Annotated in this window: 17 protein-coding genes and 1 pseudogene; 13 read left to right on the forward strand and 5 right to left on the reverse strand. The window is 37.9% G+C overall.

Features of this window, described 5'->3' with window-relative positions; translation table 11 throughout:
* The first annotated feature begins 102 nt into the window (after positions 1-102).
* From AAV98_RS00695 to AAV98_RS00735, 9 genes and pseudogenes are all read left to right on the forward strand, one after another.
* Complete coding sequence (locus AAV98_RS00695; RefSeq protein ID WP_060663636.1) at positions 103-690, forward strand: GDSL-type esterase/lipase family protein; 588 nt, start codon at positions 103-105, stop codon at positions 688-690.
* A pseudogene (locus AAV98_RS00700) lies at positions 683-1,393 on the forward strand (HAD family hydrolase). Before AAV98_RS00695 ends, AAV98_RS00700 begins: the two are co-directional and overlap by 8 nt.
* Positions 1,365-2,213, forward strand: a complete 849-nt coding sequence (locus AAV98_RS00705) for a DUF2785 domain-containing protein (RefSeq protein ID WP_231687674.1) — start codon at positions 1,365-1,367, stop codon at positions 2,211-2,213. Before AAV98_RS00700 ends, AAV98_RS00705 begins: the two are co-directional and overlap by 29 nt.
* Positions 2,214-2,221: 8 nt before the next feature.
* Positions 2,222-2,758 (forward strand): GNAT family N-acetyltransferase, encoded by a 537-nt coding sequence (locus AAV98_RS00710; protein ID WP_060663638.1) that lies wholly within the window; start codon positions 2,222-2,224, stop codon positions 2,756-2,758.
* Positions 2,759-2,846: 88 nt separating this feature from the next.
* Complete coding sequence (locus tag AAV98_RS00715; RefSeq protein ID WP_060663639.1) at positions 2,847-3,617, forward strand: sporulation protein; 771 nt, start codon at positions 2,847-2,849, stop codon at positions 3,615-3,617.
* A 249-nt stretch (positions 3,618-3,866) separates the two neighbouring features.
* Positions 3,867-4,487 carry a zinc dependent phospholipase C family protein gene (locus AAV98_RS00720; RefSeq protein WP_060663640.1) on the forward strand — a complete coding sequence of 207 codons (621 nt, stop codon included), beginning with the start codon at positions 3,867-3,869 and terminating at the stop codon, positions 4,485-4,487.
* 57 nt (positions 4,488-4,544) lie between these two features.
* The gene (locus AAV98_RS00725; protein WP_231687665.1) at positions 4,545-5,135 is read left to right on the forward strand and encodes a nucleotidyltransferase family protein; all 591 of its coding nucleotides are present in this window, start codon (positions 4,545-4,547) and stop codon (positions 5,133-5,135) included.
* Positions 5,123-5,521, forward strand: coding sequence for a VOC family protein (locus AAV98_RS00730; RefSeq protein WP_060663641.1), 399 nt, complete (start codon positions 5,123-5,125; stop codon positions 5,519-5,521). Before AAV98_RS00725 ends, AAV98_RS00730 begins: the two co-directional genes overlap by 13 nt.
* A 24-nt stretch (positions 5,522-5,545) precedes the next feature.
* The gene (locus tag AAV98_RS00735) at positions 5,546-6,013 is read left to right on the forward strand and encodes an 8-oxo-dGTP diphosphatase (RefSeq protein WP_060663642.1); all 468 of its coding nucleotides are present in this window, start codon (positions 5,546-5,548) and stop codon (positions 6,011-6,013) included.
* A 35-nt stretch (positions 6,014-6,048) separates the two neighbouring features.
* On the opposite strand, the gene plsY is transcribed toward AAV98_RS00735, so the two are convergent.
* Positions 6,049-6,654 (reverse strand): glycerol-3-phosphate 1-O-acyltransferase PlsY, encoded by a 606-nt coding sequence (gene plsY, locus AAV98_RS00740; protein ID WP_060663643.1) that lies wholly within the window; start codon positions 6,652-6,654, stop codon positions 6,049-6,051.
* Between the two features lie 196 nt (positions 6,655-6,850).
* Here plsY and AAV98_RS00745 point away from each other — a divergent pair, with 196 nt between their 5' ends.
* From AAV98_RS00745 to AAV98_RS00760, 4 genes are all read left to right on the forward strand, one after another.
* Positions 6,851-7,258 (forward strand): CoA-binding protein, encoded by a 408-nt coding sequence (locus AAV98_RS00745; RefSeq protein ID WP_060663644.1) that lies wholly within the window; start codon positions 6,851-6,853, stop codon positions 7,256-7,258.
* A 232-nt stretch (positions 7,259-7,490) separates the two neighbouring features.
* A complete protein-coding gene (gene parE, locus AAV98_RS00750; protein ID WP_197284193.1) occupies positions 7,491-9,467 on the forward strand; it encodes a DNA topoisomerase IV subunit B in 1,977 nt (658 codons plus the stop codon).
* A 3-nt stretch (positions 9,468-9,470) separates the two neighbouring features.
* The gene (gene parC, locus AAV98_RS00755) at positions 9,471-11,915 is read left to right on the forward strand and encodes a DNA topoisomerase IV subunit A (RefSeq protein ID WP_060663645.1); all 2,445 of its coding nucleotides are present in this window, start codon (positions 9,471-9,473) and stop codon (positions 11,913-11,915) included.
* A gap of 414 nt (positions 11,916-12,329) precedes the next feature.
* Positions 12,330-12,896 (forward strand): cysteine hydrolase family protein, encoded by a 567-nt coding sequence (locus AAV98_RS00760; protein WP_060663646.1) that lies wholly within the window; start codon positions 12,330-12,332, stop codon positions 12,894-12,896.
* A 34-nt stretch (positions 12,897-12,930) separates the two neighbouring features.
* On the opposite strand, the gene AAV98_RS00765 is transcribed toward AAV98_RS00760, so the two are convergent.
* From AAV98_RS00765 to AAV98_RS00780, 4 genes are all read right to left on the reverse strand, one after another.
* Entirely contained in the window at positions 12,931-13,395 is a 465-nt protein-coding gene (locus AAV98_RS00765; protein WP_060663994.1) for a nucleoside deaminase, read from the reverse strand.
* Between the two features lie 666 nt (positions 13,396-14,061).
* Positions 14,062-15,015: a CBASS cGAMP-activated phospholipase gene (locus AAV98_RS00770; protein ID WP_060663647.1), complete on the reverse strand. Its 954-nt coding sequence runs from the start codon at positions 15,013-15,015 to the stop codon at positions 14,062-14,064.
* Positions 14,993-15,397: a hypothetical protein gene (locus AAV98_RS00775; protein WP_156317548.1), complete on the reverse strand. Its 405-nt coding sequence runs from the start codon at positions 15,395-15,397 to the stop codon at positions 14,993-14,995. The genes AAV98_RS00770 and AAV98_RS00775 overlap by 23 nt, the downstream gene beginning before the upstream one ends.
* Before the next feature lie 52 nt (positions 15,398-15,449).
* On the reverse strand, positions 15,450-16,217 hold the full coding sequence (locus tag AAV98_RS00780; protein WP_331456865.1) for a hypothetical protein: 768 nt from the start codon (positions 16,215-16,217) through the stop codon (positions 15,450-15,452).
* Positions 16,218-16,223: the final 6 nt, after the last annotated feature.

The following is a 16,223-nucleotide window of genomic DNA, read 5'->3' on the forward strand; positions in this document are numbered from 1 at the left end:
CTAAAAGAAAGCATTCATTGTCATTGAGAGAATGGGTGCTTTTTTCTATTTTATGGTAACATGTAAACTAGAATTATTATTTCAAAGGTGGTCTTTATTCATATGAAAACACTAGTCTGTTTTGGTGATAGTTTAACTGCAAGGCATGAAGGAAAGGATAACCCTCAACTTACTGAAAAACTTACTTTTCAACTTCCTCAGTTCAGAGTTGTTAACGCAGGGGTATCTGCTAACACCACGAAGGATGCATTAAAAAGAATGGAAAAGGATGTATTAACACATAGCCCCGATTTAGTAACTGTTTTATTTGGCTCGAATGATGCTGCTGTTCATAAAAAGGTGGCACTTAACACTTACGAAGAGAACTTGTTAAAGATCACCAAACTAATCGGACCAGATAAAACGATACTCCTCACTCCGCCTCCAGTGGATGAAGCATTACAACCAAACAGGAAAAACAACGAACTGGCTAGATATGCAGAGGCAGTTAAACGAGTTTCAAAGGAAACTGGCAGCTATTTGATTGACTTCTACACAGAATTGTACTCTAGACCGGATTATAAAGAAGTACTTGTCGGCATATTAAATGATGGTTTGCATTTTGGTGATGCTGGCTATGACATATTGGCAAATTTGATTACTGAAAAGATAGTTGAACTAGAATCAAGCGAAGAGCAAAAATTTGATTAGGGCAGTTATATTTGATCTTGATGGGACACTTTTGAATAGGGCTGTTTCCTTAGAGAAGTTCGTTGATGATCAGTATGAAAGGTGTAGGGAAGCTTTCAGGCATATTCACAAAAATGCCTATATGGATAGATTTATCGAGTTGGATGCTCGCGGGTATGTTTGGAAGGATAAAGTCTATCAGCAGCTTATTGCTGAATTTCTAATAGAGGGACGGACTTGGAAAGAACTTTTGGATGACTATATCCATCACTTTCCATTGCACTGTACCCCTTTTGATCATGTAGAAAACACACTTAAGCGACTTTCTTAAGACAACCTTTCATTAGGAATGATAACGAACGGTTTTGAAGTTTTCCAAATGAACAATGTAAAAGCGCTGGGAATTGCCCCATTTTTCCAATCTATTCTTGTTTCGGAGCGGGAAGGAATCAAAAAGCCGAATCCGGAAATTTTCCGCAGATCAGCGGAATCTCTACAAGTATCAGTAAACGAATGTCTTTTTGTTGGGGATCATCCCAAGAATGATGTGACTGCTGCTAAAGCTGTCGGCATGACAACAGTTTGGAAGAGAGACTCATATTGGAATGAAGTGGATGCAGACTTTATTATAGAGGATCTCGGTTGTTTGCCTGCTATTGTCAAATTTATTAATGAGAAGGAAGGCAGAGAATTTGGTGTTCGAAGAAGTAACCCTAAAGCATGAGCTTTTAACAATTGAAGATAAAAAAATACTAGAAGACGAAACTTTTCGCGATAGCCTTATAGATTCCATGTTGAAGCACATCGGTTCAACAGACCCCATTCTTCGTGATAATCTGATTTACTCTAACTTTGCAAAATTTATTAACAGTGGATTCATCCCACAAAGTAAGGTTCATAATATGTTAGAAATATGTTTGGATGAGAAGCATCTGTTTTATAAAATAGGAGAAGAAAGGACAGACTCTGTTTTCACTAGATCCTTCGCTTCTTTGGTTGTTGCATTAATTTTGGCGAACGACGATGGGAGAAATATTGATGCTATTAGATTGCTAGAAATAAAGACAGCAATCATAGAATATCTAGATAAAGAAAAGGATACCCGCGGATTTGTTAAGGATAAGGGATGGGCGCATAGTATCGCTCATGGAGCTGATATGTTGACTGCCCTGGTAAGGCATCCTCATTTTCATATCACTCTACTTTCTGATGTACTTAAAGCTATTAATACTTGCCTCCTAAAAGAAGCAGTATACCAAGATGAAGAAGAAGAGCGGCTTATTTTTGCTGTAGAAGCCCTGTTAGAACAAAATTTGGATATAAAGACGCTTATGAGCTGGATAAAAGATCTCTCATTTATCTTGAAAAAAGAATACATAAAGCATGGACAAACAATGCCCTTTTACCAAAGTAAAATGAACGTAACTAATTTTTTTAAATCCCTTTACTTTAGATTAAAGCTTATGAATCCTGATAGGGAACTACTAGAATGCTTAGAAAATGAAATTCATTACTGGTTCAAAAAATCCTATGGAACAGGGTAGGTGCTGTTATGATCTATCATCATGAAGAGTTACTGGTAAGAGAACTCCAACAAGGAAAGGACGAAAATTATTTACTTAAATGGTTGACTGACCCCAAAGTGTTGGAGTTCTATGAGGGGCGAAATGTTACATTCAACATGGAAAATATCCTAAGGAAATTCTTTAATAGAGATGATGAAGTATTAAGGTGTATGGTCGTCTATAAAGGAAAAAACATTGGTTATATTCAAGTTTACCCCATAAATAAGGCTACTAGCACACTAGAAGAATACTTTGAGATGGAGAGGGTTTATGGCTTAGATCAGTTTATAGGGGATACCGGCTACTGGAACAAAGGGATAGGAACCCTGCTCATTACAACAATGGTTACTTTCCTATTAACTAAAAAAGGGGCCAATCAGATAGTGATGGACCCAATGTTATCCAATGGAAGAGCGATAAAATGTTATGAAAAATGTGGCTTTAAAAAGATAAGAGAATTACGTGAGCATATTTTACATGAAGGTGAGTACAGAGATTGTTGGTTAATGGAATTTAGTAACTAATTTTATTTCATATCTTTTGAAACCTTATCCTTCTATCAATCGTATTATGAATGTCTATTAAATTTTCATGATGAATGGAGGAGTATGGATGTCTTTTTTTAACAAAGCATTAGCTAGTGTGGGTATTGGTGCTGCTAAGGTAGATACTAAACTCGCTAAATCAAGTTTTGTATGTGGTGAGGAAATCAAGGGGATTGTTGAAATCACTGGTGGTTCTATTGAGCAGAAGATCGATGAAATCTACTTAACTTTACTAACAAATTATATAAAAGAATCGAATGATACGAAAGTTCACAAACAAGCCGTTTTAGAAAAAAAGAAAATTGTGGATTCGTTTGTAATTGGTGTTAATGAGAAGAAAGAAATTCCTTTTACATTGACATTGCCATATGAAACACCTGTAAGTATGGGTAACACAAAGGTGTGGTTACAAACAGGGTTGGATATCAAAAATGCAGTGGATCCTTCCGATAAAGATGTGGTTCATGTTCAACCATCTCCCCTAGTCTCAACCATCATGAGTGCTGCGGAGCAATTAGGATTTCGTTTAAGAAAAGTAGAATGTGAAGCTGCTCCTTATAGGTGGCAAACTCATTATCCGTTCATTCAAGAGTTCGAATTTGTTCCAACGTCCGGCCCGTTCAGAGGAAAACTGGATGAAATTGAAATGATTTTCTCAAATAATACTGGAAATTCAGTAGAATTGGTTCTCCAAGTAGATCGTAAAGTTAGAGGTCTTGGCAGTTTTCTATCGGAAGCACTGGAAATGGATGAGACGTTCGTTAATATGCGTGTAACAACCCAGGACCTTCCTGGTTTTAAAGAACAATTAGAAAGTACTATACGCCGTTATTGTTAAGGCTATGTATTAGGGAGGACACCTATTATAAGGGTGTTCTTTTTTATATTTTCGAGTTGTTATTTCAAATAATTTAAATTAAACTAAAAATTCATTCTACTTATTTTAAAGGGGTGCGTTGTCATGACAAGACTAGGATTTACTCGTTATGATTTAAATATTACCTCTGTTTCCATGGTCAAAGTTCGTGAGGGACTGTGGGAATGCGAATTATATAATTGTACGAAGCATCTAGGAGGGAAGTAGAAGATGGGTTCTCGATTAATGCATATCATTATTGCTCATGAAATTGCTTGCCGAATTAAAGTAGTGGATATTTCTTCCTTTATATTAGGAGCCGTTGCACCAGATGCTGTTGCTCCTAAGGATCTGTCTCATTTCTACAAAGGAAATCCAAACGACTACACTAGGTCCATTGATTATGAAGCTTTCCTACATAAATACAGTAATTTCAAGGATCACCCTTATATTTTAGGCTATTATACACATCTAATTGCAGATGATATTTGGCTTAAAGGATTCTTTTTACCATGGTTAAAAAACAGGCTGGAAAATGATTCTACTATATTAGAAAGATATCATCATGACTTTAAGCTCTTAAATTCTAAATTGATGTTTCAATATCAGACTGAACCTGATTTATTAAAGGGAATTCTAGATGCAGCGAAACCACTGGAGTTAGAGGAAGTGTCCCTTAATCAAGTATCATCTTTTATCCCTTATGCTGAACAGGATATGATGCTCCCACAAACTGACGAGCCGTTACAAGTTTTCACGATGGAAATGATTATTGGGTATATCGAGACTTCCATTGACCTGGGTGTACAGTCCATAAAAACAGCAATAGATTGGAAAGTCTTGCTAAAATAGTGCTTTCTTTTGTATAATGAGAATATACGTTCGCATGCCGTGAAAGGAGGCATTTTTTTGTTAGACAATGAAAAAGATGTTTTGAATCTGATTGAATCAGACGAATGGATGATGGATATTTTGAGAGCGGCAAAATCCCTAAACCTACCTGATTGGTGGGTATGTGCTGGATTTGTCAGAACAAAAGTCTGGGAGGCATTACACGGGTATAAAAGTAGAACTCCTCTGCCTGATATTGATGTTATCTTTTTTGATGAAACTGATATAACGGAAAGAAAGGAAAAATTTCTTGAGTTAAGATTGCTAGAACTGTTCCCAGGTGTACCCTGGTCAGTGAAAAACCAAGCAAGAATGCATGTCATTAATCATTTACCACCCTATGCTAATTCAACGGAAGCAATGTCTAAATTTCCAGAAACCGCGACGGCTATAGGCATAAAGTTAAATCAGGAGAATGAGTTACAATTAGCGGCTCCTTGTGGTATTCAAGACTTGTTAAATTTAATGGTAAAACCCACTCCTCTCTTTAAAAAAACTGCAGAGCATGCAAGCATTTATGAAAATCGCATAAAACAGAAAAATTGGCAGTCATTATGGCCAAAAATCAGTATTTTACATGTGGAAGGTGTTAGTTTATGTCAGGATTGATTCATCATATAGAACTGTACGTGTCGGACCTGGAGAAAACGAAAGAATTCTGGGGATGGCTTCTCGATGAACTGGGGTATGAGCCCTTTCAAGCGTGGAAAAGTGGCCAAAGTTGGAAAATAGAAAATACCTATATAGTATTTGTTCAAGCGGAAGAAAGATTTTTGGATGTTCCTTATCATCGTTGCAGAGTAGGCCTTAACCATCTTGCTTTTCATGCAGCATCGCGAGATCAGGTTGACGACTTAACAAAAAAACTGAAGGCTCGTGGAGTAAATATGCTATATACGGACAAACATCCATATGCTGGCGGGGAAAACTACTATGCGGCATTTTTTGAAGATCCTGACCGGATTAAAGTAGAGCTTGTGGCTCCTTCTGAATAATGGCTTTCAAAGGCGGAAAATAAAATGACTAAGATTAGCATGTACACGATGTGTCTTGTAGTGGACGGAGATAAAGTTCTATTAATTGATAGACCTTCCCATAAAGGGTTTCCAGGCTATATAGGACCAGGCGGGAAAGTAGAATTTCCCGAAAGTCTTACAGAAGGTGCAATAAGAGAAGTTCTTGAAGAAACCGGTTTGCAAGTTAGTAACTTAATTTATAAAGGTTTAGATGAATATGTAAATGAGTTGGAAAATGAGAGATATATGGTGTTTAACTATGTGACCTATACATTCGGTGGACAACTGTTATCTTCTCCACCAGAAGGCGAATTAAAATGGGTAGCAATATCGGAGGCCTTAGAGCTCCCTATGCAAGACTGGTTCAAGAAAAGGTTCCCACTATTTTTTGAAGAAGGAACTTTTGAGAAACATGTAGTATGGGATGAAGCGGTCAAAAAAGCTGTAAAAGAAGTGGTAACAAAGCATTAATGAGATAAAAAAACATTCGAGAAAACTCGAATGCTCTAAGATACCTTCTTCTTTTTTAAACTTAACCAAGTGATCTTTGGCTCTGTTTTCTGGATGATTCGGCCGATGTTTGCCCGATGTTTAAAAATAACAAATGCCGTAAGTAGTGACACAGCAATAATAAGCGGAAGATCTCCAAATGCAATACTATAAATGGTGGTGACTACTCCAGTAAGCATCGATGATAGAGATACATACTTCGTCAAAAATAAGAAAAGAAAAAAGCAGAATAACATTAAGCCGAACAGAAGCGGACTAGCGAACAATAGGACTCCACCGGAAGTTGCTACTGCTTTACCGCCTTTGAATTTTGCAAAAATCGGATAAACATGTCCGACAACGGCACAGGCACCGGCAAGAAGCGGATGAATGTCAGCTCCTAGTAAGATAGGCAACGAGGCAGCGAATGTCCCTTTTAAGATATCGCATATCGTTACAATCATTCCTGCTTTTACACCCAAGGTACGAAATGTGTTTGTACCGCCTAAGTTCCCGCTTCCATGTTCACGGATGTCGATGCCATAGCCTATTTTTCCCACCACAAGTGCGAAAGGTATGGAACCGATAAGGTATGCAAGTATAATAATTAGTAGTTCAGTCATTCATTAAACCCCTTTATGTAATAATCCCTATCTTTAATATATGTTAAATTTAACAGGATGCAAAGGGTTAATTGCAATTATAGCGAATTTTTTGTGAGTAAGTACTAATATCAGGTTACTATAAGTTGTTAAAACGGGATTAAACGGGTATAACAGTAAGAATTGACTTAAAAAATTTGTAAAGGGGACAGAAAATATGAAAATTCCTAGCAGAGAAGAAATTGGAAAGATATTAAAAAAGAGCAAGCGGATTGCTGTAGTTGGTTTGTCTGATAATCCTACGCGTACATCCTATATGGTTTCAAAAGCGATGCAAGATGCAGGATATGAAATTATTCCAGTTAATCCTACTGTAGACGAAGTGCTTGGGGTAAAGGCTGTTCCTACTTTAAAAGAAGTGGAAGGTCATATTGATATCGTCAATGTTTTCCGTCGTTCAGAACATTTATTTGGAGTAGCTGAGGAGTTTTTACAAATAGATGCAGACGTATACTGGGCACAACTCGGGCTTGCTGATGAAAAAACCTATGAACTGTTAAAAGAAAAGGGCTATACTGTCATTATGGATCGTTGCATTAAAGTGGAGCACGCTTTAACCAAATAGGTCATATTCGTCCTTGTTTTTTTCGAAAAACAAGGATTTTTATTCATTTAATGACAATTTACGCCAGATGATATTGGCTAAAGTCTAAGAACCCTATACAATAGAACATAGACAAGTTTCAAATGTATGATAATATATAAACGAATATTTGTTGTGAACAAACGACAAATCCGCATAGATAAAAGGAAATTCATACATAACATGTTTTATTGGTAGTAGTAGTGAAAGGGGTATGTTTTTGGTGGCAAAAAATACGATTGAATATAACGATGATGCGATACAGGTATTGGAAGGTCTAGAGGCTGTACGTAAACGTCCTGGGATGTACATTGGAAGCACAGACAGCAGAGGTCTTCATCACCTTGTATACGAAATCCTTGATAACTCCGTCGACGAAGCGTTGGGTGGATACGGGGATCATATCATTGTGACGATACATAAAGATAACAGCATTAGCGTGAAGGATAAAGGCCGTGGAATGCCTACCGGAATGCATAAAATGGGAAAGCCTACCCCCGAAGTAATTTTAACGGTATTACATGCAGGAGGAAAGTTTGGTCAAGGCGGTTACAAAACGAGTGGAGGACTACATGGTGTAGGTGCATCCGTCGTGAATGCATTATCCGAATGGTTGACCGTAACGATCAAGCGGGACGGTATTGTATACGAGCAACGATTTGAAAATGGAGGTAAACCTGTCACAACACTTGAGAAAATTGGAACAACCAATCAAACAGGTACGACTATCCATTTTAAGCCCGATACAACCATCTTTAGCACCACAACTTATAACTTTGAGACATTATGTGAACGTCTACGAGAATCTGCCTTTTTGTTAAAAGGGCTAAAAATAGAGTTGAATGATGAAAGAAATTCTGTAAAAGAGGTATTTCATTATGAAAGCGGCATTGAGGCTTTCGTCACTTACCTGAATGAGGAAAAGGATTCTCTTCACAATGTTGTTTCTTTCGAAGGTGTCCAAAACGGAATTGAGATAGATTTCGCTTTTCAATTTAATGATGGATATTCAGAAACCATCTTGTCCTTTGTTAATAACGTGAGAACGAAAGATGGCGGAACACATGAAGCTGGCGCTAAAACAGCAATGACCCGTATATTTAACGAATATGCTAGAAAAGTAAACCTTTTAAAAGAAAAAGACAAAAATTTGGATGGGTCAGATATAAGAGAAGGACTATCTGCGATTATTTCCGTTCGTATCCCAGAGGAACTCTTGCAGTTTGAAGGGCAAACAAAAGGAAAACTAGGAACAAGTGAGGCACGTTCTGCGGTAGATAGTGTGGTGTCAGAACATCTTGCCTACTTCCTGGAGGAAAATCCAGAAACAAGTTCGATGCTTGTTAAAAAATCAATTAAAGCTTTCCAAGCGAGAGAAGCGGCTCGAAAAGCAAGAGAGGATGCACGGAGCGGGAAAAAGAGAAAACGATCTGATGCGATGCTTAGCGGTAAATTGACTCCAGCACAATCACGCAACCCGCAGAAAAATGAAATTTACCTGGTGGAGGGTGACTCTGCAGGCGGTTCAGCAAAACAAGGTCGTGATCGCCGTTTCCAAGCTGTCTTGCCACTACGAGGAAAAGTTATTAACACGGAAAAAGCGAAACTTGCAGATATCTTTAAAAACGAAGAGATTAATACGATCATTCATGCGATTGGCGGTGGAGTTGGACCGGACTTTTCAGTAGAAGACATCAACTACGATAAAGTGGTCATTATGACCGATGCCGATACAGATGGTGCACACATTCAAGTATTGCTGTTGACGTTCTTTTATCGCTACATGAAGCCGCTTATTGAAGCTGGAAAAGTATTTATCGCACTTCCACCTCTTTACAAAGTAAGCAAAGGGACCGGGAAGAAAGAAGTATTGGAATACGCTTGGTCTGATGAAGAGTTGCAAGGAGCTATTCAGAAGATTGGTCGCGGCTATACTATCCAACGTTATAAAGGTCTAGGGGAAATGAACGCGGATCAATTATGGGAAACAACGATGAACCCGGATACTCGTACCTTAATACGTGTACGAATCGACGATGCAGCCCGTGCAGAACGCCGTGTAACCACACTAATGGGTGACAAAGTGGAACCAAGACGTAAGTGGATTGAAAGCCATGTTGCCTTTGGATTGGAAGAGGACCCGAATATACTTGAAAATGATAACTTGTTGGTCGCAGCAGAGGAGGTATAACAGATGACACAGATAGAGAAATTTCACGACTTACCCCTAGAGGAAGTTTTAGGCGACCGATTTGGACGTTATAGTAAATACATTATCCAAGAGCGTGCATTACCAGATGCCCGTGATGGACTTAAACCAGTACAACGACGAATTTTATATGCCATGTATGCAGAAGGAAATGTGCATGATAAACCATTCCGAAAGTCTGCGAAAACAGTCGGTAACGTAATCGGTAACTATCATCCACATGGAGATTCCTCTGTGTACGATGCAATGGTGCGTATGAGTCAGGACTGGAAAGTACGTAATATGCTTATTGAAATGCATGGTAACAACGGTAGCATTGATGGTGACCCACCAGCAGCAATGCGTTACACGGAAGCAAGATTATCACCAATCGCTTCCGAGCTTTTACGTGATCTTGATAAAAAAACCGTAGAATTCATTCCTAACTTTGATGATACATCCCAAGAACCGGTTGTTCTTCCTGCCATGTATCCAAACCTTTTAGTAAATGGTTCTACAGGAATATCTGCTGGATATGCAACGGACATTCCTCCACATCATCTTGGAGAAGTCATTGATGCAACTATTATGCGCATCGATAACCCTACCGTGACAGTTGATGAGCTTATGACTGTGGTTAAAGGACCTGATTTTCCTACTGGAGGAATCATTCAAGGAGTAGAAGGTATCAAGAAAGCCTACGAAACTGGAAAAGGAAAAATCATCGTTCGTGGATTGGCAGAAGTGGAGGATATCCGTGGCGGCAAGCAACAGATTGTTATTACAGAGGTTCCATATGAAGTGAATAAAGCAAATCTAGTAAAGAAAATTGATGAACTCCGCTATGACAAAAAAGTGGACGGGATCTCTGAGGTTAGGGACGAAACCGACCGTACAGGCTTGCGTGTTGTTATCGAACTGAAAAAAGAAGCAGATGCCAATGGTATTTTAAATTATCTTTATAAAAATACCGATCTGCAAATCACGTTCAACTTCAACATGGTTGCCATCTATAAAAAACGCCCAACATTAATGGGATTGCCACACTTTTTGGATGCATACATAGATCACCAGAAAGAAGTAATCTCAAACCGCTCACGTTTTGAGTTGAATAGAGCAAAAGAACGTCAACATGTAGTAGAAGGCTTAATGAAAGCACTCTCTATATTAGACGAAGTAATTGCTACTATCCGTGCTTCCAAAGACAAGCGCGATGCAAAAGATAACTTGATTGCCAAGTTCACTTTTACAGAGCCACAAGCGGAAGCAATCGTTTCCTTGCAGTTATACCGTTTGACCAATACGGATATCACGGCATTGCAAGCGGAAGCCGATGAACTTGCTAAGAAGGTTGCGGAGTTAGAAGCAATTCTAGCAAGCGAGAAAAAGTTATTCTCTGTTATCAAGTCAGATTTAAAACGCGTGAAGAAACTCTATACAAATGAGCGCCGATCAAAAATCCAAGATCAAATTGAAGAGATTAAGATCAACCTGGAAGTCATGATCCCTTCAGAAGACGTCATCGTAACCGTTACAAAAGACGGATACGTAAAGCGTACAAGCTTACGTTCTTTCTCTGCTTCCAATGGACAAGATTTCGGCATGAAAGAAACGGACAGAATTATCTCTAAGTTAGATATAAATACAACGCAAACGTTGCTATTGTTCACCAACAAGGGTAATTATTTGTTCCTGCCAGTCCATGAACTTCCGGACATCCGCTGGAAGGATATGGGCCAACATGTAGCAAATATTGTTCCCATTGACCGAGATGAGTCGATTATAAAAGCAATACCTGTCAGCAATTTCGAAAATCCTCAATTCTTGTTGTTCGTAACACGTAACGGAATGGTCAAGAAAACAGAATTGAGCGCCTATAAAGCACAACGCTACTCTAAACCACTGATGGCTGTAAACCTGAAAGGTGATGACCAGGTAGTGGATGTTCACCTTACAGATGGCAATCAGGACATCTTTTTGGCGACAAGAAGCGGGTACGGACTTTGGTTTACAGAAGAAGAAATTAACGTCGTAGGTGCCCGTGCGGCAGGTGTAAAAGGTATAAACTTGAAAGATAATGATTTTGTTGTGAGCGGCTTAGTATTCGAGAAGGAATCAAAAGCCATGCTGTTTATTGCCACCCATCGCGGTGCCGTGAAGAAATTAAAAATTACCGAGTTTGATAAAGCATCACGCGCTAAACGCGGGCTAGTTATGCTTCGAGAAGTAAAAAATAATCCACATCAGATAGCAGCAGTTGATCTTGTGGAGCCTTCCAGTTTTATTTATGTACAAACTGAAAAAGGCTTGGTGGAGAAGCTTGCGGCCGCCTCTTACCGCAACAATGACCGCTATTCAAACGGATCCTTCGTCCTGGATCAACAGGAAGCAGGAGATGTAGTGGAGATGTGGGTAGAGAAGGAAGAGGAAGTAGAAGGTAAGGAAAAATAGGATAAAGTTAGTTTGGACCGCTTTTCTGCGTTGGGTTTTGGTGTGGAGGGGCGGTTTTTTTGTATATGTTTGGAGAAGAGTGTTACGTAGAAAGTGATATTAGGTTTACAGGAATTATATTATGTAAATTATATAAGTGTTTTGAATGGTTAATTGTAGAACAAAAATGTAGAAGTAAATCCGGGAAATGTAGAAGGTGGTAGTTTTAAAGTAGAAGATCAGTATAAAAAGGTAGAACAGCTTAAAAATGACCAAACTCTCCAGTTTAAAATTGTTTCTGTAACAGGAGAGAATGCAATTCCTGATATAATATGGAATAATTAATGCACCAAGAAAAGTTAATCCAAGCCTTTATTCAAGCATATCTATAGTAAAGGTCTAATAATATAGTGGAGGAAAGAGAGGGGATGTATTATGAAGCCGGTATTACTAGTTGTAGATGTACAAAAAGGATTTGATGATCCAGCATGGGGGCAACGCAATAACCTGGATGCAGAAGATAGAATGCTAGAACTGATGAAATCATGGAGACAAAATGAGTTTCCTATTATTCATGTTCAACACGTATCCCAAGACCCAAATTCTAAACTTCATCCCAGCAACCCTGGATTTGCTTTAAAACCGGGATTTGAGCCGATGGAAGATGAATATTTTATCCGTAAAAATGTGAACAGTTGTTTTATCGGAACAGAATTGGACAGTTACCTAAAGAAAAATGGCTTTCAAACACTAATTGTTATTGGATTAACCTCCAATCATTGCATATCCACTACAGTAAGAATGGCTGGAAATCTCGGTTACAGAACGTATGTTTGTAGTGACGCAACTGCAGCATATGAGACTGTTTCCTATGACGGTATGAAGCTACCTGCAGAAGAAGTGCATCACCACGCCTTATCCGCATTACACCAAGAATTTGCAGAGGTTATTACAACTCAAAAAGTAAAAACATTGTTTCAACAAAAAACAATAAAGAATTAATAAAAACAACGCCATTGCAACGTGGCGTTGTTTTTCAATAATGAGTCCGATCAACTTTTTTACTCCAATTTATAAATGGCTGCAAGGAGTTTACTAGAGGTAAATGAATAAAAGGGAGGGTTCGATTTGCAGGATCAAGTTGAACTTCACGGTAGATAAATTCATCATCAAAATGAATGGCGGCAGCGTCTTTTCGATCTGCAGCAAAATATACAGTGGGAATTCGTGCCCAATATATAGCTCCAAGACACATCGGACAAGGCTCACAGCTGCTATAAAGTATACAATCTTTAAGTTCAAAGGTTTGTAAACTATAGCAAGCCTGCCGTATAGCCATTACTTCAGCATGGGCTGTTGGATCGAGGTTACTGGTAACTTTGTTGACACCTTCAGCAATTATTTGATTATTTTTTGTAATAACTGCGCCAAATGGACCGCCGTTTTCTTTAACATTTTGTACAGCTAAATGAATGGCGTGGTGAAGAAAGAATTCATGCATATGCTTTTCCAAAGAAACACCTCCACAGAAAGGGATTTCTAACATCTTATTGCATTACTTTAGAGTTAATACGCTTGAGCAATAAATACATGTAAAGATTATTGGCAGCAATGGAGGGACAAAATGATTGCGGTAATATTATTATGTAAACCGTAATAAAAAGAGATGAATGTACATTAAGGTTTATAATAAATTTCATTAGGGACAATAATAGATCAAAAAATAATTAAATCCGATCAGCCAGAAAAACTTAGTTTGGTTTTTGGTTCTGAATTTAATAATAAATATATTAAGTTTATTAAATAAATCCAATTAATATTAATAAATAATTAAACAATGCATTTAAATCATTTTTATTAATTTTGTCTCATTATCTTAAGTTTACTTTGTTTTTGATACAAATAAGTTAATTTTATATAACTTCCTATAATTAGAATTATGTAAACCCAAACTAAAATTTAAAAGAGAGCACATCCACTCTCTTTCATTAAGTATATGACGAGCGACACAAAAGTACTAAATATATTGACACAAAAGTCTTTTTGAAATGATATAGGGTTTACTTGTTATATTATAATGACACAAAAGTCCTTAATATTAAGGACTTTTGTGTCATTAAATCTTAAAAATTTTAAACCATGCTTTAAAAATAGCTATCCTTCTAAACTAAACAATAGCCTTTTCGTTATGATAATATGGAATAAACTGTTCTGCTTTTTTCTGGAAAAATATCGTTTCAAGTTTGTTTAACGTTTTTCGCGCTTCTGAATCCCCCAATCCTTTTAACGATTCTATTTCATTCACTCCATCAAGTTTATAGCGATTTTTTTCAACTGAAATATCATACCTATGAACATGTTCGGAGCCTGCGAGAAGTTTTGCTGTCCCTAGAGATTGTGATGATTGACCGCTCATAAATGCTTCTACAGCTTTAATTCCCCAATATCCTCTTCCCAATGCTAATTTTCTGGCACGCTCAATTGAAAATGGTTCCGATAAGCATCCTATACTTAGCACCTGAAATGTTCCTGGTTTCCAATTTAGCACTCCAATTGCCTCTACTACTGCAATTCCAACAGGGTTATTTGCCCACATTCCCCCATCTACTAAAGGAGTGCCAGACTCGGTACGCTTAGTTGGAAAAAAGGTAGGTGCCGCAGATGTTGCTAGAGCTGCTTCAACAATAGATCTCTTAAAGTCCCTCTTGAAACGGTCGTGATGAGCGGTTTTATATAAATATACTTCCCCGGTCTCTAAATTTAAAGATGGAATCATCACCCGGGTTTTACACTCACCTATTTTTTTTGAGCCAAAACAATTTATTAAGGCAGTTTCTAATGGTTTTTGACTATATTTTGCCCATCCGATTTGTCTTAGTGTTTTCAATAAAGAATTCCCTTTAAAGATTGATGGGCCTTCACTTTCATAGAAGGTAAGTATTTCCTTTGCACCCATTCCACATGCTAATCCTAACGCAATAATACCGCCAGTAGAGGTACCAACAATTAAATCGAAATAATCTCCTATGTTACCCTCTATTTCATCCTCAATAGAAGCTAAAAAGGAAGATGGAAAGACTCCTTTTATCCCACCACCATCAATGGTTAACACTTTCTTCATTTATTTTCCCCCTCTTTTTAATCGGTTCAAAATGTTCACCGCCACCTAACCATTCTCCTGTTGCGTGCCACAATTCATAGTAGTATAGCCAAAGGCTTGTCCAGGGGATAATAGTTTCAGCGATATACATATTTTTTGACCATTTTTTTTTTCTTGGTCGGAACAAACAAAGTTTTAGTCCCGGATATATATGAGGGATCTTCTCCTCTCCTCTTTTTGTTAGCTGAGGAGATTGAACTTTGACGTATGGTTGCGACATGTCAAGTGAATACGAAATTTGTATTGTATAAGTAGCACTAATTTCAGTAGGTGTAAGGTTACCGGTCCAAATTACCGTATTTTTCTTCCAACTTACTTCAAATGAAGGAAACAATTTTTCCATCGCAATTACTTGGTTTCCTAAAGCTAGGTGGTCTTTCTTGAAATACTTACTCTTACTGGCCATAGAATGTATTCGTCCTTACCTGAACCGTATTTTCTTTTGAAGCTGCTACCAGTATCCCGGAAGATGCTATGAATAGCGTATTCGCTGTTCTATTTTTCTCCACCAATTCCGCCTGCTCTTTGAGGCTTTCCTCAATAATAGTCTCTCCAAACATAAGCTTTAGCTCTGTCGTAACATCTTTAATGCCTTCTAACTTATTTAATTTATTCCAATGCTGTTTAAAGTCATGAATAAAATCTAAAAACCTTTCGTATAAATCAGGTTGACCTTCCCAACGCTCACTTAATTCTTCCTTTTTGTTGGTTGGGTTGAACACCTTCATTCGGCCAACTTGAGGAATATTAAGTATAATTTTTTCTAAGATACAATCAATGGCTTCGTTAACAGAAACCTCCCCGTTATAATACATCCCTGCTAATGTAGTTAGAACAATGCTTATTGGAGCAAACTCTAAGTCATTTTCGAAATAGATGTCCCTGTAACGTTTAATTAATTGGACTGCACGTTTTAACGGGGCCTTACGATTTAGATCTTCGTCAATAGGAAGTGGCTGGATGGAAGATGCCTTCTTTTCCATAAGTACATGCCAATATTGTTCTGATCGATCATTAAACCACTGGGCATAACCTTTTGGATTGCTATCCTTCCAATCTTCTGCCTTTCTATCTGGCACTTTGACATTGGTATTATTACCTTTATCAGTGGGATAAGCTGGCAGAATATCCAGATGAAACTCATTTGCATAATTTAGTCGAATGCAACG

Origin of the sequence: Bacillus sp. CHD6a (assembly GCF_001293645.1) — a bacterium.
GTDB lineage: Bacteria > Bacillota > Bacilli > Bacillales > Bacillaceae_I > Sutcliffiella_A.